Origin of the sequence: Deinococcus wulumuqiensis R12, assembly GCF_011067105.1 — a bacterium.
Classification (GTDB): domain Bacteria; phylum Deinococcota; class Deinococci; order Deinococcales; family Deinococcaceae; genus Deinococcus; species Deinococcus wulumuqiensis.
Map to the genome: position 1 here is coordinate 2,475,865 of NZ_CP049357.1, position 23,484 is coordinate 2,499,348.

Genomic DNA, 23,484 nt, shown 5'->3' on the forward strand with positions numbered 1-23,484 from the left:
AATCGGATTAAAACCGTATTTTTTCCATGCGCTCCGCGCAAAATTACGCCCGGACATGTCCGGGACTCAATTTGAAACCGTATTACCGCTGTTTCAGCGCCGCGTCCCGGTAAAAGCGCTCCAGCCCCAGCGCGATGGCCTGCGCCAGCCGCTCGCGGCCTGTGTCGCTCATCAGGAGGCGAAGGTTCTGCTTGTCGGTCAGGAAGGCCGTCTCGATCAGGATGGAAAGCTGCGTGGTGGGCCGGGTCAGCGCGAGGTTCTGGTAATGCACGCCGTCGTTGCCCACGTCGGGCAGTTTTTCCACCAGGGCACCCTGCACCGCGTCGGCCAGGGCGCGGGCCTGTGGATTGTAAAAGTACACGCCCGCGCCGCGCTTGGTCCGGGGGTCCACGCCGTCGGGCAGCGCGTTGGCGTGAATACTGACGAGCAGTTCGGCGTTCTTTTCCTCGGCCAGCAGTGGGCGGTTATAGATGGGCGTGACCACGTCCCGGTCGCGGGTCAGGATCACGTTCGCGCCCTTCTCGCGCAGCAGTTCGGCCACGCGCAGGGTCAGCGGCAGCACCAGATTCTTCTCGGGCACCCGCAGCGGCCCCGCCCCGCCGAACTCGTCGCCACCGTGTCCGGGGTCGAGGACGATGCTGCGCCCGTCAAGCGGCTGCCGGGCGTTGATGGCCGGGGCATTTCGCACGCGCAGGGTCAGGGTGCTCCGCTGCGCCGAATCGTCCGCGCCGTAGGTGGCGTCGTAGCCCCAGGGCGCACCGTTCAGGTCCACATGAACGCGGGCCACACCGTCGGCGTCCTGGAACCAGCGCACGTCGCGTACGGCCCCCACCGGATAATCGGAGACGATGTAATCCACGTCGGCAATGCTGTGGAACAGCCTCAGGTCCAGGCTGCTGCCGCCCTGCCCCACCTGCTGCTCCACCGTGAACGGCACGCGCGCGGGGAGATCCACCTGAACCTCGCTGTGGGTGCCCGCGTTCCTGACGTTGATGGTCGTGAAGATGGCGCGCGGAAGGGGCGTGCCCTCGGGTTTCAGGGTCAGGGTGGACTTGGGCGCGTTGAGGGTCAGGCCGCCGGACGCCTGAACCGTGTAGGTGCTGCCTTCCTCGCCGACAATGACGGTCTGCGCGCCGGGGCGGGGGTAGACCACGTAGTTGCGGCCTGCGCCATTGCGCCACACCTGCCCGCCCGCCTGGAGGCCGCGCCCGGCGATGGTGGCCGTGACCTCGGCCACGCGGGGGCCGGTGCCGGTCACGCTGAGTTTGCCCTTGCTGGTGGCGGTGGCGGCCGAGCCGTCCGCGCCGGTCAGGGTGAACGTCAAGGGGGCGGCGGCCAGTTGCGCGGGCAGCAGGAACGTGCCCGCGTACTCGCCGGAGGCACTCTCGGTCATCGGGAAGGGGCCGAGGTCGCCCACCTTGAAGCTCGCTTTGCCGCCGGGCGTGCCGGTAAAGCCCACGGGCACGCCGCGCGTTTCCAGATTCACGGGTTGCAGGTAGGCCACGCGGTCCACGGCGGGCAGCACGCTGCCCTCCACGATCTGCGCCGCGCCGCTGAGCAGAGTTTTCGGGCGACTGGTCACGCGCAGTTCCTTGGTGCTGGTCACGCCGCCGAGGGTGGTTTCGAGCTTCAGCACGTTCTCGCCGGGTTGCAGCGGCACCCATTCGATGAACAGACCGTCTGCCCCCACGTCCACCGCCTGCCCGCCGATACTGAAGGTCGCGCCGGGCAGAACGCTGCCTTCCAGCAGCACATGGTCGAAGGCCACGCTGTGCTTGTCGGGCGGATACGCCACGAAAATGGGGTCGCTGCTGATGGGCGAGAGCAGGCGGGTCAGGTCGGCAGGCGTGGGCATAGAAGGGGTAGTGGGGGCCGTCTGGGCGGCAGCGAGGGAGCAGACCAGCAGGGCAGTGAGAACGGTGCGTTTCAAGGTAGAGCCTCCCGTAGGTTGTGTGTTGGAAGGCAGGATAGGTCAACGCGGGCCGCGCAGGCCCTCCCGTTCTAGAACGCCCCGCAACTCGGCCACCGCGTAGCGGCGCGAAGGCAGCCGCAGCAACTTCAGCCCCCCCGAGCGGAAAATCACGTCCTTGACCGAGTCTCGGTACTGCTGCTCGGCCTTGCGGTGCGACTGACCGTCGAGTTCGATGGCGAGCAGGGGCCGGAAATGGTCCGCCGCGTCCACGATGACGAAGTCCACGTGCTTGTCGCGCAGCCGCCCCAGCACCGCGCCGCGCTCGGCGGGGTCGGTGATGGTAAAGAGGTCGTTGAGCCGCACGTTGGGAAACGCCCGGTAACCCGTGCCGACCAGCGCGTCTTCCAGCGCGCGGAAAAAGGCGTTCTCGTCGGCGGAAAAGAAGTAGCGCCGGGCCGCAACCGGCAGAGAGTCGGGCACCCGTTTTTCGGCGGGTGGGGGAGAGGACGGTGGCGAGGCGGGGGTGGGGGCGTCCCGCAGGCCGAACAGTGAAGCGAGGCATCCCAGGGGCATGGGGCAGACTGTAACGGGCCAGACTGTAACAGGCCAGACCACGCGCAGGCGCCTATGCTGTAGGCCGCCGCGAACTCGCTATACTCTCCCGAGTCTTTGTACTGAGTTCAATATTCCGTCTGCCCCGCTGCGCCGCGCCCCCGCGCTTCCCCCGGAGGTTTCCCCCTTGCTTCCCCTTGAACATCAGATCGCCTTTTTCGTCTTCGCGCTGGTTGCCGGTGGCCTCGGTGCCTTCGGGTTCTACCGCCTTTTTTTGCGCGTCAAGCGCGGCGCCCCGGCGTCCGAGTGGCGCTGGAACGACGCCCCGCAGCGCATCGGCTATGCCCTCTGGACTTCGCTGACCCAGGAGCGCACCTTCCGCAAGCGGCCCTGGATCAGCGTCCTGCACTCGTTCATCTTCTACGGCTTCGTCTACTACCTGCTCGTCAACGTCGTGGACGGCTTGGAAGGCTACTTCCACTTCTCGGTTCCGAGCAGCCACCCCCTCGGCGCCGCCTACAACTTCCTGGCCGACCTGCTGAGCTTCGGTGTCCTCATCGGCGTGCTGGGGCTGCTCTACCGCCGCCTCTGGGGCAAGAGTCGGCGCGACTTCCGCTTTACCGAAAAGACGCTGCTGCACCCGCTGGTCAAAGAGAACTACATCAAGCGCGACTCGCTCATCGTCTCCAGCTTCATCCTGTTCCACGTCGGCAGCCGGATTCTGGGCAACATGGCGAAGATGGTCGAAGAGGCCCGGCTGCACGGCGGGCAGTACGACGCCTTCCAGCCGTTTTCCTCGGCCCTGGGCAGCGCCCTGTTCGGCGGCCTGAGCGACTCGGCGCTGCACGGCTGGCGCATCTTCGGGTTCTGGGGGGCGCTGGGCAGCATCCTGCTGTTCCTGAGCTACTTTCCCTTCTCCAAGCACATCCACATCTTCATGGCGCCTCTGAACTATGCCCTCAAGCGCCCCGTGAACAGCGGCACCCTGCCCCCGATGAAGGGGCTGGAAGAAGCGATGGAGTCCGAAGACCCCAAGCTGGGCGTGGAAAAACTCGAAGACCTGGAATGGCCTAGGTTGCTCGACGCCTACGCCTGCATCCAGTGCAACCGCTGCCAGGACGTGTGCCCGGCGAACGCCACCGGCAAGGCGCTCTCGCCCGCCGCGCTGGAAATCAACAAGCGCATGGAACTGAACGTGATCGCGGCGCAGCACAACCCGTTCGTGCTGCGGCCCGTGCCGTTCGAGGCGGGTGACAGCACCGCCCGTCCGCTGCTGGAATACGCCATCAACGAGGAGTCCGTCTGGGCCTGCACCACCTGCGGGGCCTGTATGCAGGTGTGCCCGGTGCAGGACGAGCAGATGCTCGACATCGTGGACATTCGCCGCAACCTCGTGATGGTTCAGGGCGAGTTTCCGCCGCAGCTTCAGACCGCCTTCCGTGGTATGGAGCGGGCCAGCAACCCCTGGGGCATTTCGCGCGACAAGCGCATGGAGTGGGCCGAGGGCCTCAAGGTCCCCACCATCGACGAAAACCCCGAACCCGACGTGATCTACTGGGTGGGCTGCGCCGCGAGCTACGACCCCGGCGCTCAGAAGGTGGCTAGAAGCTTCGTGCAACTGCTCGACAAGGCAGGCGTGAACTACGCCGTGCTGGGCAAGAAGGAAGCCTGTACGGGCGACAGCGCCCGGCGTGCGGGCAACGAATTCCTGTACCAGCAACTCGCGCAGGAAAACGTGGAAACGCTCAATCAGGTGGCCCCCAAGCTCATCGTGGCAACCTGCCCGCACTGCATGAACGCCATCGGCAACGAGTACCGGCAGATCGGCGGCGACTACCGCACCATCCACCACACCGAGTACCTCGAACAGCTCGTGGCGGCGGGCAAGCTGCCGACCGCTCAGCTCTCCGACAACATCGTCTTTCACGACCCCTGCTACCTGGGCCGCCACAACGGCGTGTACGACGCGCCCCGGCAGCTCATCACCCAGATGGCCGGGCAGATTCTGGACATCGAGCGCCAGCGCGAGAACAGCTTTTGCTGCGGCGCGGGCGGCGCCCAGTTCTGGAAAGAAGAGGAAGAAGGCCGCGAGCGCGTGTCCGACAACCGTTTCCGCGAGTTGCAGGCGCGGCTCGACTCGGCGGCAGAAGCGAGCGCCGAGTTTGAGCGCAGCGGCAAGGTGCTCGCGGTGGGCTGCCCCTTTTGCAAGTCCATGATGAACTCCACGCCCGAGAAGCAGAAGCGCGACGACATCGTGGTCAAGGACGTGGCCGAACTGATGCTGGAGAGCGTGCAGCGGGCCAGCGGCGAGTGGGTGCAACCCGAAGCGGCGCCCTCGCCCGAGGTCGAAGTGCCCAACGCCGCCCTGCCGATGGAGCGCACCGGCGACGCCCCCGCTGCCGACGCCCCCCGTGACGACGTGGTGGGCACCACCAGCGCCGACGTGGAAAACGCCCAGCCCGGCAGCCCCGTCGCCAACGCGGGCACGCAGCCTGAACCCCAGGCGGCGGCCCCCAGCCCCGCGCCCAGCGGCGAAGGCACGCCCGTTCCCGCAGCCCGCAAGTCGTGGACACCCAAGGGCGGCGACGACGTGAGCGCGGCGGCTGTGCCCGCACCAGCCCCTACTCCTGACGCTGACGGCGCCGCCCCCGCCCGCAAGAGCTGGAAGCCCAAGGCGAGCAGCGACGATGTGGCCCCGGCTGCCGAGGCCGTACCTGTTCCCGCCCCCGCTGCTGCCGAGACCGGCACCCGCAAGGCCTGGAAGCCCAAGGCGAAGGCCGAAGACGTGAGCGCCGAGACGGTGGCTGAAACGGTGGCTCAGGAACCCGCGCCCGCCCCGGCCCCGGCTGCTCCTGCGTCTGCCGACGGTGCCGCGCCTGCCCGCAAAGCCTGGAACCCGAAGGCGAAAGCCGAAGCGCCTGCGCCTGCCCCGGTGCGTGACGACGTGAACCCGGCACCCGTGGCCCAGGCCGCCGCTCCCGCTGCGCCTGCCGAATCCGGCAGCACGGGCCGCAAGGCGTGGAACCCCAGGGCCAAAGCGCCGGCGGCGTCCGAGGTCCCGGCCCCGGTGCAGGAAGCCGCGCCGCAGCCTGCCCCCGTTGCTCCTGTCGCCGCTCCCGCTCCCGTACAGGACGACATTCAGGACCCGCTGCCTCAGCCCCCGGTCCAGCAGACGCAAGTGCAGACCAGCGCCCCGGCCACCAGCGCCCCCGCCCAGAGCGGCGAGCGTAAGAAGTGGAACCCGAAGGCGAAGGCCGAAGCGTCCTCCTCTACGGTCAGTCCTCAACCCTCTGCGCCCGCGCCCATCACCGAACACGTCGTGCTGGACGAGGTGGGTGTGAACGGCCTGGAAGAAGGCCACGCCGCGACCTCCGCCCCCGACGCCGCGCAGGGTGAGGTGCCGGTGACGACCCAGCCCGCCGTGCCACAACCCGCCGCCGTCCAGACGGGTGAAGTGAACGCCGAAACGGGCCGCAAGAAGTGGCAACCCAGGAACAAAGGTTGAGACTCAAACGCTGAGTCGGACGCCCCCCCGCCAGTTTCCCGGCGGGGGCTTTTTTTCGGAGGCGGCGCCGGGCGGCCTCTACAATCCAGCCGTGAACCTCCTGCTGATCCGGCACGCGCAGTCCACCAACAACCTGCTCTATGCCCAGACGGGGGGCAGCGAGGGCCGCTCTGCCGACCCGCCGCTGACCCCTCTCGGCCACGAGCAGGCGCGGGCGCTGGCCGACTTTGCCCACACCGACGCGGCGCTGCGCGGGCTGACCCACCTGTATTGCAGCCTCACCACGCGGGCGGTGCAGACGGCGGCCCCCCTCGCGGCGGCGCTGGGGTTGCCGGTTCAGGGACTGGCGCACGCCCACGAGACGCAGGGCCTGTTTCTGCGCGATGAGGCCGGGGTGCCCCAGCCGGTGCCGGGGCGCACCCATGCCGACCTGCTGGGGGACAATCCCGCGCTGCTGTGGCCCGCCGACCTCGCGGCACAGGACGCCTGGGCGGGCGGCTTCGAGCCGGAGGACCACGCGGCCTACCTCACCCGCGCTGGCCGCGTGCTGGGCGAGCTGCGCGCGGCGCATGGCCCTCAGGACACGGTGGGTCTCGTCACGCACGGGCACTTCACCCAGTTTCTGCTGCGTGAACTCATCAGCCACGGCACGGCGTTTTTCCGCGTCGCCAACACCTCCACCACCCTGCTCACCCTGCCCGGCCCACACGACCCACCCGAGTTCGGCCCTCTGGTGGGCTGGGTCAACCGGCACGACCACCTCTCGCCTGAGCAGGTGACGGTCTAGCGCCGGTCTCCGAATGAGCAGCACCGTCACCCGCTTCATGCTCTGCTCCGCAGCTGTGCCCGTCCGTCCTGCTGGGTCTTTTGCCAAAGACTCCAGGTGTGGGTCTGCTTACAAAAAGGCGCTTTTTCGGCGCTTCCCGTTAGGAATGCTAAGGACGGCTGCCATACACGGCGGGCCGGAGCGGTTCATGCTGAGGCATCACCACTTCGGAACACGAGGTCAAAGGAGTCCCCCATGAAATTGAAGATGTCCGATATCCTGATTGTGCTGGGCTACGCCTCCATCGCTTACAGCGCTTACCGCTACGCCACGGCGAGCGACGGCGACTCCAAGCGCGACGCCCTGTTCGTCGGCCAGTGGGCGCCCACCTTTTTCATCCTGGGTGTGGGGGCCGAGAACCGCGAGTACCGCAAGCAGAACACCCTGGCCCTCGACGCCGACGCCTGAAGCTCTTGCGCTGACAAAGGCCGTCCACCGGGGCGGCTTTTCGCCTTTTTCTCCCCTTTCGATCGGAGGTCGTATGCCCCTCACCGCCGCGCAGCGCAGCAATTTTTTCTCCCTGACCGCCTGGGCCTATCCGCTGTGGCGGGCACGGTCGCTGACCCTGCTGGCGGGTGAGCCGTTCGGCCTGGCGAGGGAAGCGCGGCTGTTTCTCGGCCTGTGCCGTCCAGCCGCCGGGGAACGCTGGCTGGACGTGGGCACCAGCACCGGCTTCTATGCGGGGGTGCTGGCGCGGGCAGGCTGCCGCGTGGTGGCCGCCGACCTCAGCCCCGTCATGCTGCACGCGGCGGCGCGGCGCGAACCCCGGCCCCAGATCGAGTGGGTGCAGGCGAATCTGGAAAGCACCGACTGGCGCCCGGCCCGCTTTGACGGCGTGGTGGTCGGGGCCACGCTGAATGAAACCGCCGACCCCTGGCGGCTGCTGCGCAGTGGTGAGCGGCTGCTGCGCCCCGGCGGGCAACTCTGGTTGATGTTCGTGCCGCGCACCGGCGGGCCGCTGCAAGGGCTGCTCTCGCGGCTCGGCGGCCTGACCTTTCCCGACCTGAGCGCGGTGGAAGCGGCCTTGCCGGGCTGCACGCTGGTTCACGCCCGCCGGGCCGGGCAGGTGCAGTTTGCCCGCTTCGTCCGGGGCGGCGGGTCGGCGTCGGCGGGTAGGCTCTGAGAATGCCCCCCCTCCGTTCCCAGATTCGGCCCGGCCTGACCGTGGACATCGTGCAGAAACAGGACCAGCCCACCGGCAAGCTCACGCGCGGCATAGTTGCTCAGTTGCTCACGCGCTCGCCTTCGCACCCGCACGGCATCAAGGTGCGGCTGACGAGCGGGCAGGTGGGCCGGGTTCAGGCGGTGGTGTCGCCTGCGCCGGGGCCGTGAAGTCCAGCAGCAAAAAGCCCCTCCAGAGCGGAGGGGTGCTTTGTTGCTGGACCCGCTCAGCGCTTGGGCATGCTCAGGCCGAGGCCGGACAGAAAGCCGCCCAACACGGCAAGAGCGGTCATCAGCATCACGTTGTTGACGGGGTTGGGGCCTTCGTTGCTCTTGTTGGCGTAGGCGACGGCGTGCAACTGGTTGATCTCGATCACGTTCATGCCGAGATAGACCAGGCTTCCGACCGTCACGAGCAGGCCGAGAATGACCATCAGTTTGGAAAGAATCTGCATGGTTCAGATTGTAAGTCTCCGCCCGTTTGCCGCTCTTGGCCGTTCGGAAAGGTTGGGGAGGGGTTTTCAGCGCCCGTGCGGGGTGGCGCCCAGCCAGGCGGTCAGCGCCGCGCCCACGCTCTCCGGGTCGGCCACCACCACCGGCACCCCCAGCGAGGCCGCCGCACTCGCCGCCGCGCACTCGCCCTGCTCGCCGGTCGCCGCGCCTGCTCCGGTCCAGGCCGGAAACGCTCCGCCTTCGTGGTAGGGCGCGCCGCTCAGGTCGTCCACCACCCGCGCCGGGACTTCCACCGCCGGGCCGCCTGCCAGGGACGCGGGCGCCACCACCAGCACGCCCCGGTGCCCGCCCTCCGCCAGAGCGCCGAGCAGCGGCGTCAGGCCGTCGTGTACGAGCAGGTCGAAAGTGCCCTTGCCGTCCACCGTCGCCAGGGCCGCAGGCAGCCCGGCGGCAAGTTCGGGCGGCGCGGCGACCAGCCAGCGGTGCCCCCCGGCGCGGCCCTCGAAACTGGCGCGGGGCGAGCCGTACACGTCCGTCCAGGTGCGGGTGTGTTTCATGCCGTCATCATCGGGGATGGGGGGCGGGGGAACAAGCGCCGCGCCCCGCTATCCTGCTTTCCATGACCCTGCCTGCTCCCCGCACCCACGGCCCTGTCCGGCTGTGGTCGCTGCCCACCGGCCCCCTTCAGGAAAACGCACTGCTCGTCGCCGGTGCCCGGAACCAGGGCTTTCTGATCGACCCCGGCGACGACGCGGCGCGGATTCTGGACCTCGTGCGCACGGCTGGCGTGGAGGTGCAGGCCATCCTGCTCACCCACGCGCACTTCGACCACATCGGCGCGGTGCAGCCGGTGCGGGAGGCGCTCGGCGTGCCCGTTTACCTGCACCCCGCCGACCTGCCCACCTACCACCTCGGCGCGGCGTCGGCGGGGCGCTGGAACCTGCCGTTCGTCCAGCCTGCCGACCCCGACCAGGGCATCGCCCAGGGCCAGACCTTCACGGCGGGCGACCTGACGCTGACCGCCCGTGAGCTGCCGGGGCACGCGCCGGGGCATGTGGTGTTCGTGGGCGACGGCTTCGTCATCGCGGGCGACACGCTGTTCGCCGGGGGCATCGGGCGCACCGACCTGCCGGGCGGCAACCACCCGCAACTCATCGCGGGCATCGAGCGCGAGCTGCTCCGCCTGCCGGACGACACCTACGTCTACCCCGGACACGGCGGCTTCACGACCATCGGCAGGGAAAAGCGCAGCAATCCGTTCCTGTAAAGCAAAAAAAGAAGGCGGCGTCCCGGCACCTGCACGGGGACGCCGCCTTCCTTTTGCGCTCAGTCGAAATCCATCGCCCACCACGCCTCGCGCTGTTCGGCCATGCGGGCGCGGGGGTCGCCCAGGGTGTCCAGGGCTGCTTGCAATCCTTTCCAGTCCTGCTCGCTCATGGGGTCCAGGCTCAGCGCCCGCTGGTGGTACTGCGCGGCTTCCTTGGGTTTGCCCGCCGCACTCGCTGCCCGCGCCGCGAGGCCGAGCAGGTTCATCTGCGTCTGTTCGAGCCGCGAGCGCACGTCGTCCACCCAGGGGCTGTCGGCGCCGGGCAGGAAGGTGCCGTACTGCCCGACGAGTTCCTTGAGTTCCTCGTAGCCCAGGCTGCCCGCTTCGGCCTGCCCGGCCAGCAGTTCGTAGCGCTGCACGTCGTACTCGGGACTCAGGCCGGGGGCCAGCGCGTACTTGCGGTTCTGGCTGGTCACGGCCTCGTTGCTCAGGCTCTTGCGCAGGCGGTGCAGCGTGGTGTGAAAGAGGCTGCTCGCCCGCGACTCGTCTTTTTCCGGCCACAGCGCCTCGGCGGCTTCCCAGCTCGTGACTTCCTTGTGCTCCAGCAGGTAGAAAAACAGTTCGAGCGCCTTGCGCGACACCCACGACACCTGCCCCCCCTGCCAGATGACCTGCGCGGTGCCCAGCCCCTTGGCCTGCGTGCCGCTCTCGGCCTGCGCGGTCAGCCCCACCCGGCGCAAGCGGGCGTCTACGGCGGTGGTCAGGTCGGCGGGCGTAAAGGGCTTGGGCAGGTAGTCGTCGGCGCCCAGGTTCATGCCCCGGCGCACGTCGGTTCGCTCGGCGTGGCTGGAAAGCAGAATGAACGGCATCGCCGAGAGGTGTTCGTGGTCGCGCACCTGTTCCAGAAATTCCAGGCCGGTCATGTACGGCATCACCACGTCGCTGATGATGAGGTCGGGGGTAAACACCTTGAGCAGGTCCAGCGCCTCCACCGGATGCGAACTGGTCCGCACCTCGTGTCCGGCGCGGCTGAGAATGACGCTGATGAGCTTGACGATGGCGGCGTCGTCGTCCACGACCAGGATGCGCGGCATGGAGAAAAGTCTACCAGCTCCCTGTCTTGCCCCGTTCCCCCCGCCCCGACTGCATAAGGGTCTGCCTTACAGTTTCGTGAGAAGACGCCGGAAGTGTTTCGCTGCGGGCTGTGTCCGGCCTTTTCCGCTACGCGGCGGCATGGTGGGTGGGCGCTATCCTGGCTTCCATGACGTATCAGGCGGTCATCGGCCTCGAAGTGCACCTGCAACTGAACACCCGGTCCAAGATTTTCAGCGCCTGTCCCGCCGACTACCACGGCGCGGGGCCGAACGAATTCACCGACCCCTACACCCTGGGGCTGCCCGGCACCCTGCCCACCCTCAACCGCCGCGCGGTGGAACTCGCCATGATGTTCGGCCTGGCGCTGAACTGCGACGTGTCGGGCTTTACGCAGTTTCACCGCAAAAACTACTTCTACCCCGACGCGCCCAAGAACTTTCAACTCTCGCAGTACGACCGCCCCATCGCGCGGGACGGCCACCTCGACCTGCCGGGCAAAGACGGCCCCGAACGCATCCGCATCAAGCGGGCGCACCTCGAAGACGACGCGGGCAAGCTCGTGCACCCGACCTACGCGCCCTACAGCCTGCTCGACCTCAACCGGGCGGGGTCGGCCCTGATCGAGATGGTCACCGAGGCCGACATCACCGGCCCCGAGCAGGCCCGCGCCTTTCTGGAGAGCGTGCAGGCCATCGCGCAGGCACTCGGCGTGTCCGACGCCACCCCGGAAGAAGGCAAGATGCGCTGCGACGTGAACATCTCGATTCACAAAGAAGGGCAGCCCTGGGGCACGAAGGTGGAGGTCAAGAACCTCAATTCGTTCCGCAGCGTGGCCCGCGCCATCGAGTACGAGGCGGCGCGGCAGGCCCGTGTGCTGGACGCGGGCGGCAGGATTACGCAGGACACGCTGGGCTGGGACGAGGGCGGCCAGAAGACCTTCCTGATGCGCACCAAGGAAGGCGAGGCCGACTACCGCTATTTTCCCGAACCCGATCTGCCGCCGCTGGACATCACGCCCGAGTGGATTGCCGAAGTCCGGGCGAAGATGCCCGAACTGCCCGCGCAGAAGCTGGAGCGCTACCGCTCGGCGGGCGTGCGCGAGGCCGACGCCCAGACCCTGAGCCTCAGCGTGCCGCTCTCGCGCTTTTACGACGAGGCGCTGGCAAGTCAGCCCGATACACAGAAGCCCGGCGCCCAGAAACTCGCCAACTGGCTGCTGACCGACGTGGCCGGACACCTCGCCGCGCAGGAAAAGGGGCTGGGGGACAGCGACCTGAAGCCCGCGCACCTCGCCGCGCTGGTGGGCCTGATTGACGCTGGGACCATCAGTGGCCGGGTCGCCAAAGACCTGCTGCCCGACGTGATGGCGGGCCACGACCCCGCCCGGCTGGTGCAGGAGCGCGGGCTGAGCGTGGTGACCGACACCGCCGCCATCGACGCCGCCATCGACGCGGCGATGCAGGCCGACCCCGCCACGGTGGAAAAGGTGCGGGCGGGCAACGCCAAGGCCATGAACGCGCTGTTCGGCCCCGTCATGAAGGCGATGGGCGGGCAGGCCAAACCCGAAGTGGTGCGCGAGCGGCTGACGGCCAAGCTGGGCCTGTGAGCCAGGCTGCAGCCGTCAACCGCTGGCGCACGCCCGCGCTCGCCGCGCAGTGGCTCTACGTGGCGGCCACGCTGGGGCTGACGGCTTACATTCTGCTGCCAGGGCTGAACGAGGGCACGGCGCTGACCGCGTTGCGTTCGCTGCTCGCCGCGCTGGTGGGGGCGTGGTGGGCGGTCCTGTTCGGGCGGTATCTGCTCGGGCAGGGCACGCCGGAGACCGACGGCACGCTGCGGTCGCTGCGGGTCTTTTTTCCCTGGCTCACGGCGCTGCGGCTGTCCCTGTGGCTGCTGGGCCTGCTCTCGCTGAGCGGCGCGTCGGCAGAGGTCAACGCGGTGGCGCTCACGGCGCTGCAAACGCTGTCGTTCGGGTACATCTTCGCCAAAAACGCGGTGTACGGCACGCTCGCCCGCTACGCCACCGACCCGGCAAACGCCCTGGGACGGCGCCGCCTGGGGGAGTGGCTCAACGTGGCCGCGCCGCTCGCGCTCGCCATCGGGGTCATCAACACCGTGCCGCTGGGTGGGCCGGGTGAGGGGGGGCCGGGTGAGGGGCCAGCGCCGCTGACGGTGGCGGTCTACGGCCTGCACGCCGCGCTGGACCTGCTGGCACTGGGCCTGAGCCTGCTCGCGCTGCGCGGGATGCCTGCGCCCGCGCGTGGGGAAGACTGACCGGAGCCGGGGGGGAGGGGAGGAAGCGGCTGCCCCTCCAAATGCCCGGTCCCGCGCCTTGCTATCCTGAGCCTTACGCATGACTGACGCCACCCTTTCGGCCTCGCTGGTCTCGCTGGGCGACCTCGCCTGGGACGTGCTGGCGAAGCCCGACACCCTGCTGCTTCCGGGCGGCGACACCACCGGGCGCCTGGAACTTTCCGGCGGCGGCAGCGCGGCCAACCTCGCGGTCTGGGCGGCGCGGCTGGGCACCCCCACCACCTTCGTCGGCAAAATCGGCAAGGACCGCTTCGGCGAACTCGCGACCGCCGAACTGCGGGCCGAGGGCGTGCAGGCCGAGGTTACGGAAAGCGCGGCGCACCCCACCGGCGTGATTCTCGCCCTGATCGACCGCCGGGGCCAGCGGGCGATGCTGACCGGGCAGGGCGCCGACTGGGAGCTGCTGCCCGGCGAACTGCCCCACGCCGCGCTCACCCGTGCCCGGCACCTGCACCTGACCGCCTGGAGCCTGTTTCGTGACCCGCCCCGCGCCGCCGCGCTGGAAGCCGCCCACATCGCCAAGGACGCAGGCGCGACCCTGAGCCTCGACCCCGGCAGTTTCCAGATGATTCAGCAGCTCGGGCGCGAACAGTTTCTGGGCATCGTGGACGCCGTGCCGTTCGACGTGCTGTTTCCCAACGACGACGAGGCCCGCGCCATGAGCGGCGAACGCGACAACGCCGCCGCCCTGACCTGGCTGCGTGAGCGTTACCCCCACGCCCTGATCGCCCTGAAGATGGACGAGGAAGGCGCCCTGCTCGAAGGCCCGCAGACGGCCCGCGTGCAGGTGCCCGCCACCCGTGACCCGCTGGTGGACGCCACCGGGGCCGGGGACGCCTTCGGCGGCGCTTTTTTGTCGCAGTGGCTGCGCGGGCGCGACGCCGAGGCCGCCGCCCGGGTCGCCGTGCAGGTCGGCGGCTGGGTGGTCTCGCGCTTCGGTGCCCGTCCGCCTGCCGATGCCGACCTCGCCCGGCGCCTGTCGGGTGTGGGCGCGGCGCTGTCTTCCCTTCCCGCCCCTGACTTTTCTCCCCCTGACGCTTCTCCAGAGGTAAACGCATGACGACCCTGAATTCCCGCCGTGGCCTGCCGCTCTGGGCCAAACTTCTGCTCGGATTGATTGTGCTGGGGCTGCTGGCCGCGCTGGGCGCCTTCGCGTACTTCCGCAGCCTGTTCGCTCCGGCGGGCGGCCCCGCCTACACCCTGGAAGTCGCGCCCGGCGCCACCGTGCCGCAAATCGCCCGCGAACTGGAAGACAAAAAAATCGTCAAAAGCGCCCAGGTTCTGCGCTTCGCCATGAAGCAGTCGGGCGCGGCGGAGCGGCTCAAGGAAGGCGCCTACGACCTCAGCGGCCAGATGACGGTGGACGAGGTGGTCAAGACCCTCGACGGTCCGGCCCGCATTCCGGTGGTCAACGTGACGGTGCCCGAAGGAAGGCGCATTAAGGACCTGCCCGAAATTTTCGGGAAGGCGGGCTTCGACGCGCAGGCCATTGCCACTGCCCTGAACACCCCGGCCCTGAGCCAGTACGCGAACGGCAAGCAGCCCAACCTCGAAGGCTTCGTGTTTCCGGCCACCTACGAGTTTCGGCCCAAGGACAGCGCCACCGAGGTCGTGAAAAAGATGGTCGCCCGCATGGAAACCGAGTTCACGCCCGAAAATGTCGCGGGGGCGCAGGCGCTGGGCCTGAGCGTGCGCGACTGGGTGATTCTGGGCAGCATGGTGCAGGCCGAGGCCGCCAACAACGGCGAAATGCCCATCATTGCCGGGGTGTTTCTCAACCGCCTGCGCGACGGCATCGCGCTGGGCAGCGACCCGACGGTGGCCTACGGGCTGGGCAAGGACCTGCCCGAACTCGACCGCTCGGCGGGGGACTTCACGAAGGACACGCCCTACTCCACCTACACCCGCCAGGGCCTGCCCGCCGGTCCCATCAACAACCCCGGCCAGGCCGCGCTGCTGAGCGTCCTGAACCCCCAGCGCAAACTGAGCGACGGGCGCGACGCCCTGTACTTCCTGCACGCGGGCGGCAAAATCTACGTGAACCACACCTACGCCGAGCACCTGCGCGACAACGACCTGTACCGCTGAGGGGGGAGAGGGAAGAGGGTGGAGAGTGGAGGGAAAATGCCTTCTCCTCTCCACCCTCTCCCCTCTACCCTTTATACGGATTCCGCTTAATTCCTGCACAGTCGGGAAAGCGCCGCCTGTGCATCCATATCGCGGAATCCGTATTTTTTCCTACTCGCATCCGCTCGGATTGAATCTGAAACTACCAGATTCAATCGGAATCCGTATTACCCCTCCAGAAACGCCAGCACTTCCTGATTGACCCGCAGCGTCTCGTCACGCATCACCCAGTGGGTCGCGTGGGGAAACTTGACGGTCTTCAGGTTGGGCACCCATTTGTCCAGCCCTTCGGCGAGCTCGGGCACCAGCGCCATGTCCTTTTCGCCCCACAGCAGCAGGGTGGGGGCCTGCACCTGACGGCCCCGGACGTTGCCGAAGCGCATCAGGGCGCGGTAGTAGTTGATCATGGCCGTAGCGGCGCCGGGCTGCGTCCAGGCGGCCTGGTAGAGCTTGAGGTCCTCGGCGCTGTAACTGCCGGGCCGCGCTCCGGCCAGCGCCCAGCGTCCGAAGGGGACCAGCAGGCGCTCGGGCAGCCAGGGCAGCTGAAAAAAGCCCACGTACCAGGAACGCTTTTTCTGCTCGGGGCGGCGCAGCTCCCGCCCGAAGGCGCCGGGGTGCGGGGCGTTGAGAATCACCAGCCGGTCCACCACGCCAGGCCGCGAGATGGCGACGGCCCAGGCAATCACGCCGCCCCAGTCGTGCCCGACGATATGGGCGCGTTCGTGGCCCAGGTCGTGAACCAGCGCCGCCACGTCGCCCACCAGCGTGTCGATGTGGTAGTTCTCCACGCCCGGCGGCTTTTCGCTGAGGTTATAGCCGCGCAGGTCGGGCACCACCACCCGGAAGCCCGCGCGGGCCAGCGGCCCGATTTGACGGTCCCAGGCGTGCCAGAACTCGGGAAAGCCGTGCAGCAGCAGCACCGGCTGGCCGGTTTCAGGCCCGGCTTCGGCGCAGTGCAGCCGCACGCCGTTCACCAGGCGTTCGGTGTGGCGAAGTTCAGCGTTCATGGCGTCAGTATGCGCCTGCCTTCTCTCTGCCCTGGCCCCAGGCGTTAGAATGCCCGCCGTTTTGCGCCTCCCCCGTGAGCAGGCGCCGGGAAAACTGCACGCGGACTCGTGCCGCAAGACATTCCAGACAGGAGACTTCTGAAACATGGCCGGTCATAGCAAGTGGTCCCAGATCAAGCGCAAAAAAGGCGCCAATGACAAGAAACGCAGCGCCATCTATTCCAAGCACATCCGCGCCATTCAGGCCGCCGTCCGTTCGGGCGGCAGCGGCGACCCCGCCGGCAACCTGAGCCTGAAAAACGCGATTGCCGCCGCCAAGGCCGACACCGTGCCGGTGGACAACATCGAAAACGCTATCAAGCGTGCGGTAGGCGCGGGCGAAGGCGCCGCCGAGTACAAGGAGCAGACCTACGAGGGCTACGGCCCCGGCGGCACGGCCATTTTCATCGAGACGCTGACCGACAACGTCAACCGCACGGTGGCCGACATCCGCGCCGTGTTCAACAAGCGCGGCGGGAGCCTGGGCAACTCCGGCAGCGTGGCGTGGCAGTTCGAGAAAAAAGGCATCATCCTGATTCGCGATACCAGTGAAACCGCGCAGGAAGTCGCCATCGAACACGGCGCCGAGGACATTCAGGAATCCGAGGAAGGCCTGGAAATCAGCACCGGCCCCGCCGACCTCTACGCCGTGCAGGACGCCCTGACCGCCGCCGGATACGCGGTGGAAAGCGGGCAGATCACCATGCTGCCCACCAACACGGTGGCCGTGTCCGGCGACGACGCCCGCAAGCTGCTGACGCTGGTGGAGTACCTCGAAGAACTCGACGACGTGCAGAACGTGTACACCAACGCGGACTTGCCCGAAGACGCGGAGGACTGAGAGAAGAGGGGAGGGCAGAGGGTGGAGGGAAGAAAGGCGGAGGCGCAGGCTTCCGCCCTTTTCATACGGCTTTTTCCGAACGAAGTGAGTAGAAGAAAATACGGGACTGAACGGCGCGAAGGAGATGGCGGTGCTTTTCCGACATCTCCGAAGAAGAGTTCAGTCCCGTATCAGTCGCTCGCGAGCGCCAGCGCCGATTGCCGGGCGAGCTGCGTGGCGCGGGTCAGGTGCCAGCGGCTGAGGTCGGAACCGAGTTCGCGGATAATCGCCTCGGCGTAGGGCAGGGCGGCGCGGCGGCTGCGCATGTTGCGCTGCACGACGGCGGTCAGGTCGTCGAGGTTGTAGAGGTAGGCGCCCGGCACGCTGGCGATTTCGGGGTCCAGAATGCGCGGCACGCTGATGTCGATCAGGAACATGGCGCGGCCCGGACGCTGCGCCAGCGCCTCACGCACGTTCTGTGCGGTGACGACGTAATGCGGGGCGGCGCTCGACGCGATGACCACGTCGGCTTCGGGCAGGGCGGCGTGCAGTTCCTCGGCGGGGCAGGCGCGGCCCCCCAGCTTTTCGGCCAGGGCGCGGGCACGTTCGGGCGTGCGGTTGACCACCAGCACGTCCTGCACGCCCGCCGCCCGCAGGTGGGTCAGCGTCAGCTCGGCGGTTTCGCCCGCACCCAGAATCAGGGCGCTGCGCTGCGAGAGGTCGCCCAGCGCGGCCTGCGCGAGTTCGACGGCGGCGCTCGACACGCTGACCACCTTGTCGCTCAGGCCCGTCTCGTGGCGCACCCGTTTGCCTGCAGCCAGGGCGCCCTGCACCACCTTGTTCATCAGGGTGCGGCTCAGGCCACGCGCGTGGGCGCTTTGCCAGGCGCGTTTGACCTGGCCCTGAATCTGCGTTTCGCCGATGACCAGACTGTCGAGGCCCGCCGTGACGCGGTAGAGGTGCCGCACGGCCTCCTCGCCCCGGTAGACGTAGAGGTGTTCGAGCAGCTCGTGCCCCCAGGCGCCCTCGAACGCGGCCAGCGCCTCACCCTGGACCCCGGCGAGGTACACCTCGGTGCGGTTGCAGGTGGCGAGCAGCAGCACCTCTTCGGCGTGGCGCGAGAGGTGCCCCAGCAGCGCGTCTTCCTCGCCCGGGCGCACGGCGGCGCGTTCGCGGACCTCCACGGGCGCGGTCTGGTGGTTGAGGCCCACCACCAGAAAATCCAGCGGAGCGGGCTGTGGCCCCGGTCGCCGGGCAAGCAGGCCACGGGCGGTGGGGCAGGCGAGCGTCATGCGGCCCAGCATAGCCTTCCGTGACGGGGCGGGCGTCCCGTACCGAACGGTAAGAAAGTTGTCTGGGCGCTTCTTTTTCCCGTTTGCTCCCGCCGGGCGGTGCCCGGGGTGCATGACGAAGGCGCTGGCCTGACGTTACCCTGCGGGCGACCATGACTGCTCCTCACAACCTGCAAGACGTGTATGGCGTGTCCGTGCCGCTGGGAAGGCCGCTGGCCCAGGGCAGGCACGCCGACCTGCTGACCCTGAGCGAGGAGCGTGATCAGCTTGCCAAGGTCTACCTGACGCCGCCTGACCCGGCCCAGGCGCAGAAGGTCGAGGAAATGGTCAAGGCCCCGCCGCCGCCGGACCTGGCGCGGCGGCTGGTGTGGCCGCTGGCCGCGCTCTACGGCGCCAACCGCCAGCTCGCGGGCCTGCTGCTGCCGCTGCTGCCGCCCCGGGAATTTCAGGGCCTGCACTCGCTGCTGCGGCCCGACCTGCGCCGCCGGGACTTCCCGGAGGCCGACTGGCCGTTCGCCGTGCGGGTCGGGCGCGAACTGGCGCTGGCCTTCGCCGAGTTGCACGCCGCCGGGCACTGGATGGGCGACGTGCGGGCCGAGCATGTGCTGGTCAGTGTGTCGGGCGAGGTGCGGCTGGTCGGCGCCGACGACTATCACCTGCGCCTGACCGGGCGCGAGTTTGCCGGGCCGGTCGCCAGCGCCGAGTACCTGCCCCCCGAGCGGCAGCGAAATACGGGCGCGTCCAGCCTGAGCAGTGGCCCGGAAAGCGGCCCGAATGGGGGGGCCGACGCCGACAGCGACGCCTTCGGCCTGGCCGTGCTGCTGTTCGAGCTGCTGCTGGGCCGTCACCCCTACGCCGGAATCCACGCGCGGGGAACGGCGCCGGGGCCGGCCGAGGCGATTGCCGCCGGGCTGTTCGTGGACTCGCCGCAGGCCGGGCCGGGCGTGCGGCCCGCGCCGGGCGAGTGGCCCTTTGCCGCGCTGCCGCCGGGCGTGCAGGCGCTGTTCGTGCAGGCGTTCGCCGCGCCGCCCGGACCGCGCCCCACCCCGGTGACCTGGGCGGTGGCGCTCAACACCTTCGCCGCCGAACTCGTGCCCTGCCCCCGGCGCAGCGGGCACTGGCAGGTGCCGGGCCGTCCCTGTCCGGAGTGCGCCGCCGAGCGCGAGGGGCCGGGCGCCGCAGCAGACGGAACAGACATGCAGGCGCGGGTACAAAGGCTGTGGAACGACGTGCAGCGGGTGGTCGCGCCCCCGCCCGCGCCCCCGGTGGCCCCGGTGACCGAGGCGCCGCCCCTGCCCCCCTTGCCGCTGGGCCTGCCCGACAAACCGCGTGGCCTGAGCCAGCGCCAGCAGATTCAGGCGCTGACCTGGACACTGCGGACGCTGGTACTCACGGCCCTGATGCTGGGGGTCGGTCTGGTGCAGCGCTCGGTGCTGGCGGGGCTGGTGGTGCCCGCCATCGTCCTGTTCGCGCTGACGGTGGGGCGGCGTTTTGCGGTGGACTGGGACGGATTGATTGACCGCTACGAACGCTGGGAACACGCGCTGGTGCGTGGCCTGCTCCCGCGCCGCAGTCCTCAGCAGCGTTACCGCCGGGCGGTGCGCAAGCGCCGGGCCGAGGTCAAGGCCGAACTCGCGGCCCGCGTAGAGCGGCGCGAGGCGCTGCGGGAGCAGTACCACGCCGACAACGCCGCCGCCCTGCATCTGCGCGAGCAGCAAGCACTGGAACGGCGCCGGGCACAACTGCTCAGCCTCAGCGCGGGGGGCAGCCTGGGGGCCTTGCTGGGACGCTGGCGCGAGCGGACCCGGCTCGATTTTTTGCGTGGGCAGCCGCTGCGCAGTGGCGCCGTGCCGGGCCTCGGCCCCCGTGAACTGGGTCTGGTGGTGGCGCAGGGCATCCGCACCGCGCTGGAGGTGGACGCCGAGCGTGTTCGCGCCCTGCCCGCGCCGCTGGGCCGCGAACTGCTGGCGTGGCGGCGCAGCCTGGAAGACTTTTTCCAGTTCGACCCCGGCGTGGTGCCCCGCGCCGAGATCAATGCCCTCCAGCAGCGCGGGCAGGTGCAGCTCGGGCACGAGCTGGAGGAATTCGAGCAGGCTGTCCGGGCCTTTACCTCGGCCCGCTGGGACCGCCACGAAGCCGAGATTTCCCAGCAGCTCGGCGTGGTGGAGCGCGAAATCGAGCAGTACAAAAAGGCGCTGAGCGAACTGCGGGCCATCAAGGTCTGATACTGCATTGAAAAATAGATAGGGTCTATTTTCTTTTCCGAAGTGGGATGGAGGAGACGGCGGCCCATTTCCAATATCTCTAAAGAATAATTCCTGATACGGATTCCGATTGAATCTGGTCGTTTCAGATTCAATCCGAGCGGATGCGAGTAGGAAAAAATACGGATTCTGCGATATGGATGCACAGGCGGCGCTTTCCCGACTGTGCAGGAATTAAGCGGAATCCGTATGAAACCATGAACCCAGGCGGGGCGCGTTCGTTGCACCCCGTCTCAAGTTGGGCACCTCGGGCCGGGGAGGGCGGAATACTATCCTGACCCCTGATCTCAGCCGCTCGGCCCGCCAACGGGAGCACCGGGCCACGGGGGAACCAAGGTGACCCATGACTGAACTGACACACGTTTCCCCGGCTCGCTTGCCCCGCATCATTCAGGGGGGCATGGGCGTGGCCGTTTCCGACTGGCGACTGGCGCGGGCGGTGTCCCAGACCGGTGAACTCGGTGTGGTTTCGGGCACCGGCATCGACAATGTTCTGGTCCGGCGCCTGCAAGACGGCGACCCGGAAGGCCACGTTCGCCGGGCGCTGGCCGCCTACCCCAACCCGGCCAAGGCCCAGGAATTTGTCGCCAAATACTTCATCGAGGGAGGCAAGGCCCCGGAGCAGCCCTACGCCCGCGTGCCGCTGCCCACCCACCGGAGCCACCAGCTCGCCTGGGAGCTGTCCATCGCCGGGGGCTTCGTCGAGGTCTGGCTCGCCCGTGAGGGCCACGACCACCCGGTGGGCCTGAACCTGCTCACCAAGCTCGAACTGATGACCATGCCGGCCCTGTACGGCGCCATGCTCGCCGGGGTGGACACGGTCATCATGGGGGCGGGGATTCCGCGTGAAGTTCCGGCGGCGCTCGACAACCTCTCGGCGGGGCGGCCCGGCACCTTCAAACTCAGCGTCAAGGGCGACCCCCAGGGCGACACCCCCAGCGTCACGCTCGACCCCGCCGCGTACGGCTTTGCGGGGATGACCACCGTGCGCCCGAAGTTCTACCCCATCGTCACCTCACACGTGCTGGCCGGGGCGATGCTGCGCAAAAAGACCGGCGGCATCGAGGGCTTTGTGGTCGAAGGCCCCACCGCAGGCGGCCACAACGCGCCCCCGCGCGGCAACTACGAACTCGACGCCCTGGGCCAGCCGGTCTACGGCGAGCGCGACGTGTGCGACCTCGCCGAGATGCGCAAGCTCGGCCTCCCGTTCTGGCTGGCGGGCGGCTACGGCAAGCGCGGCGGCCTGCAAGAGGCGCTGGCCGAGGGCGCCACCGGGATTCAGGTCGGCACCCTGTTCGCTTACGCCAGGGAAGCGGGCATCCGCGACGAGTTGCAGCGGCGCGTGCTGGACGAGGTGCAGCAGGGCGAACTCAAGGTCTACACCGACCCGCTCGCCTCGCCCACCGGCTTTCCCTTCAAGGTGGTGCAGCTTCCCGACACCCTGTCCAACCCCGAGGTCTACGCCCGTCGGATGCGGATTTGCGACATCGGCTACCTGCGCGAAGCCTACTGGGACACGGCGCCCGGCAAGGAAGGCAAGGTGGGCTGGCGCTGCGCCGCCGAGCCGGTGGACCAGTACGTCGCCAAGGGCGGCAAAATCGAGGACACCGTGGGCCGCAAGTGCCTGTGCAACGCGCTGATGGCCGACGCGGGCCTGCCGCAGATCCAGCGTAACGGCGACGTGGAAAAGTCCCTGCTCACCAGCGGCGACGGCCTGACCGAACTCGGCAGCTGGAAGCCCGGTTACACGGCGGCGGACGCGGTGGCGTTCCTGCGGGGCTAAAGGTCTACGGGGTCCGAACGTCCGACCGTTTCAAGGGTTGAGGGGCTGAGGGCAGGTTTTTATCTCCATCCAGTACAAAAAGATTTTCCTTGGGCTATAGGGCGTTTTTGTCGCTCGGATACCCCCTCATACGGATTCCGCTAAATTCCTGCACAGTCGGAACTACACCGCCTGTGCATCCATATCGCGAAATCCGTATCTTTTCCTACTCCTTTCAGTCGGATTGAATCCAGAAATCTGCTGGATTCAATCGGAATCCGTATCACCCCTCGCTATGCGAGGCCCTCTCCCACCAGGGTAGAGGGTCAGAAGCGCATGAAATTCCCCTCTACATTTCCTTGTACCCCGTCAAGATAAAAACCTGGGGCTGAGGGCTTTCGCCTTCCCCCTCAGCCCTTCACCCCTTTCAAAATCTCCGCAATCACTTCTTCCAGGCTCAGTGGTCCGGTGTCGATCACGCGGGCATCAGGAGCGGGGGCGCTCTGCACGCGGTCTCTGGCGTCACGCTCGACCAGGGCGGCTTCGATGGCGTCCACGTCCTCGGGGCGCTCGGCGGCGCGGCGCTCGGCGCGGATGCGGGGGCTGGCGGTCAGGTAGAACTTGGCCCCCGCCTGCGGAAAGACGTTGGTGCCCATGTCGCGGCCCTCGGCGACAAAGGGCGGCGGCAGACGCCGGAGCTGCTCGTCCACCCAGGCCCGCAACTCGGGGTGCGCGGCCACCGCACTCACGCCCGCGTCCACCGCGCTCTGGTGCAGCTGCGGGGTCAGGTCGCGCTCGCCCTGCCAGATGCGGTTGCCTTCGGGCAGCGGTTCGAGGCGCAGCGGGAGCATTTGCAGGTGCGAAAGCAGCGGGGCCGCTTCGCCCAGGTCCAGCCGGGCTTCCAGGCCCAGCAGGGTGGCGGCGCGGTAGAGCAGGCCGCTGCTGACATAGGGAATGCCCAGCGCCCGCGCCACGCCGCTCGACACGCTCGATTTGCCGCTGGCCGCCACGCCGTCGATGGTCACGATCACGGGGGAAAAGGTAGCAGCTTTGGGGGGTGGCCCGCGTCCTGCTTCTCCTCACGGGGGC

21 protein-coding genes are annotated in these 23,484 nt (G+C 68.5%); 13 read left to right on the plus strand and 8 right to left on the minus strand.

What is annotated here, in order from left to right:
* Positions 1-82: 82 nt before the first annotated feature.
* The gene (locus G6R31_RS12030; RefSeq protein ID WP_017871280.1) at positions 83-1,855 is read right to left on the minus strand and encodes an N-acetylmuramoyl-L-alanine amidase family protein; all 1,773 of its coding nucleotides are present in this window, start codon (positions 1,853-1,855) and stop codon (positions 83-85) included.
* Between the two features lie 117 nt (positions 1,856-1,972).
* Positions 1,973-2,485: a DUF2726 domain-containing protein gene (locus G6R31_RS12035; protein WP_161618009.1), complete on the minus strand. Its 513-nt coding sequence runs from the start codon at positions 2,483-2,485 to the stop codon at positions 1,973-1,975.
* A 166-nt stretch (positions 2,486-2,651) separates the two neighbouring features.
* Here G6R31_RS12035 and G6R31_RS12040 point away from each other — a divergent pair, with 166 nt between their 5' ends.
* From G6R31_RS12040 to G6R31_RS12060, 5 genes are all read left to right on the plus strand, one after another.
* On the plus strand, positions 2,652-5,969 hold the full coding sequence (locus G6R31_RS12040) for a heterodisulfide reductase-related iron-sulfur binding cluster (protein WP_017871282.1): 3,318 nt from the start codon (positions 2,652-2,654) through the stop codon (positions 5,967-5,969).
* Between the two features lie 91 nt (positions 5,970-6,060).
* On the plus strand, positions 6,061-6,756 hold the full coding sequence (locus tag G6R31_RS12045) for a histidine phosphatase family protein (RefSeq protein WP_017871283.1): 696 nt from the start codon (positions 6,061-6,063) through the stop codon (positions 6,754-6,756).
* A gap of 234 nt (positions 6,757-6,990) precedes the next feature.
* Complete coding sequence (locus G6R31_RS12050) at positions 6,991-7,203, plus strand: hypothetical protein (protein ID WP_017871284.1); 213 nt, start codon at positions 6,991-6,993, stop codon at positions 7,201-7,203.
* Between the two features lie 73 nt (positions 7,204-7,276).
* Positions 7,277-7,918 carry a class I SAM-dependent methyltransferase gene (locus G6R31_RS12055; RefSeq protein WP_017871285.1) on the plus strand — a complete coding sequence of 214 codons (642 nt, stop codon included), beginning with the start codon at positions 7,277-7,279 and terminating at the stop codon, positions 7,916-7,918.
* 2 nt (positions 7,919-7,920) lie between these two features.
* Positions 7,921-8,127 carry a YwbE family protein gene (locus tag G6R31_RS12060; RefSeq protein WP_017871286.1) on the plus strand — a complete coding sequence of 69 codons (207 nt, stop codon included), beginning with the start codon at positions 7,921-7,923 and terminating at the stop codon, positions 8,125-8,127.
* Positions 8,128-8,183: 56 nt separating this feature from the next.
* Here G6R31_RS12060 and G6R31_RS12065 read toward each other — a convergent pair whose 3' ends face one another.
* Both G6R31_RS12065 and G6R31_RS12070 read right to left on the minus strand, forming a co-directional pair.
* Complete coding sequence (locus tag G6R31_RS12065; RefSeq protein WP_017871287.1) at positions 8,184-8,411, minus strand: hypothetical protein; 228 nt, start codon at positions 8,409-8,411, stop codon at positions 8,184-8,186.
* A gap of 66 nt (positions 8,412-8,477) precedes the next feature.
* Positions 8,478-8,966 carry a hypothetical protein gene (locus G6R31_RS12070; RefSeq protein ID WP_017871288.1) on the minus strand — a complete coding sequence of 163 codons (489 nt, stop codon included), beginning with the start codon at positions 8,964-8,966 and terminating at the stop codon, positions 8,478-8,480.
* Between the two features lie 62 nt (positions 8,967-9,028).
* Between G6R31_RS12070 and G6R31_RS12075 the strand changes: the two genes are divergently transcribed.
* Positions 9,029-9,676 carry an MBL fold metallo-hydrolase gene (locus tag G6R31_RS12075; RefSeq protein WP_017871289.1) on the plus strand — a complete coding sequence of 216 codons (648 nt, stop codon included), beginning with the start codon at positions 9,029-9,031 and terminating at the stop codon, positions 9,674-9,676.
* A 59-nt stretch (positions 9,677-9,735) separates the two neighbouring features.
* Here G6R31_RS12075 and G6R31_RS12080 read toward each other — a convergent pair whose 3' ends face one another.
* On the minus strand, positions 9,736-10,770 hold the full coding sequence (locus G6R31_RS12080) for an AfsR/SARP family transcriptional regulator (protein ID WP_017871290.1): 1,035 nt from the start codon (positions 10,768-10,770) through the stop codon (positions 9,736-9,738).
* A gap of 167 nt (positions 10,771-10,937) precedes the next feature.
* Here G6R31_RS12080 and gatB point away from each other — a divergent pair, with 167 nt between their 5' ends.
* From gatB to mltG, 4 genes are all read left to right on the plus strand, one after another.
* A complete protein-coding gene (gene gatB / locus G6R31_RS12085; protein WP_017871291.1) occupies positions 10,938-12,377 on the plus strand; it encodes an Asp-tRNA(Asn)/Glu-tRNA(Gln) amidotransferase subunit GatB in 1,440 nt (479 codons plus the stop codon).
* On the plus strand, positions 12,374-13,045 hold the full coding sequence (locus G6R31_RS12090) for a hypothetical protein (protein ID WP_017871292.1): 672 nt from the start codon (positions 12,374-12,376) through the stop codon (positions 13,043-13,045). The genes gatB and G6R31_RS12090 overlap by 4 nt, the downstream gene beginning before the upstream one ends.
* 79 nt (positions 13,046-13,124) lie before the next feature.
* Complete coding sequence (locus tag G6R31_RS12095; protein WP_017871293.1) at positions 13,125-14,144, plus strand: carbohydrate kinase family protein; 1,020 nt, start codon at positions 13,125-13,127, stop codon at positions 14,142-14,144.
* A complete protein-coding gene (gene mltG / locus G6R31_RS12100; RefSeq protein WP_017871294.1) occupies positions 14,141-15,172 on the plus strand; it encodes an endolytic transglycosylase MltG in 1,032 nt (343 codons plus the stop codon). The genes G6R31_RS12095 and mltG overlap by 4 nt, the downstream gene beginning before the upstream one ends.
* A gap of 206 nt (positions 15,173-15,378) precedes the next feature.
* On the opposite strand, the gene G6R31_RS12105 is transcribed toward mltG, so the two are convergent.
* Positions 15,379-16,218, minus strand: coding sequence for an alpha/beta fold hydrolase (locus tag G6R31_RS12105; protein ID WP_017871295.1), 840 nt, complete (start codon positions 16,216-16,218; stop codon positions 15,379-15,381).
* Between the two features lie 145 nt (positions 16,219-16,363).
* On the opposite strand from G6R31_RS12105, the gene G6R31_RS12110 reads away from it, so the two are divergent.
* Positions 16,364-17,098: a YebC/PmpR family DNA-binding transcriptional regulator gene (locus tag G6R31_RS12110; RefSeq protein WP_017871296.1), complete on the plus strand. Its 735-nt coding sequence runs from the start codon at positions 16,364-16,366 to the stop codon at positions 17,096-17,098.
* Between the two features lie 170 nt (positions 17,099-17,268).
* Here the strand turns inward: G6R31_RS12110 and hemA are convergent, their stop codons facing one another.
* Positions 17,269-18,369, minus strand: coding sequence for a glutamyl-tRNA reductase (gene hemA, locus G6R31_RS12115; RefSeq protein ID WP_025568105.1), 1,101 nt, complete (start codon positions 18,367-18,369; stop codon positions 17,269-17,271).
* Between the two features lie 152 nt (positions 18,370-18,521).
* Here hemA and G6R31_RS12120 point away from each other — a divergent pair, with 152 nt between their 5' ends.
* Together G6R31_RS12120 and G6R31_RS12125 are read left to right on the plus strand one after the other, a co-directional pair.
* A complete protein-coding gene (locus G6R31_RS12120; protein WP_017871298.1) occupies positions 18,522-20,594 on the plus strand; it encodes a hypothetical protein in 2,073 nt (690 codons plus the stop codon).
* A 382-nt stretch (positions 20,595-20,976) separates the two neighbouring features.
* Positions 20,977-22,416 (plus strand): nitronate monooxygenase, encoded by a 1,440-nt coding sequence (locus tag G6R31_RS12125; RefSeq protein ID WP_025568132.1) that lies wholly within the window; start codon positions 20,977-20,979, stop codon positions 22,414-22,416.
* A gap of 389 nt (positions 22,417-22,805) precedes the next feature.
* Here the strand turns inward: G6R31_RS12125 and cmk are convergent, their stop codons facing one another.
* On the minus strand, positions 22,806-23,426 hold the full coding sequence (cmk, locus tag G6R31_RS12130; RefSeq protein ID WP_017872016.1) for a (d)CMP kinase: 621 nt from the start codon (positions 23,424-23,426) through the stop codon (positions 22,806-22,808).
* Between the last annotated feature and the right edge of the window lie 58 nt (positions 23,427-23,484).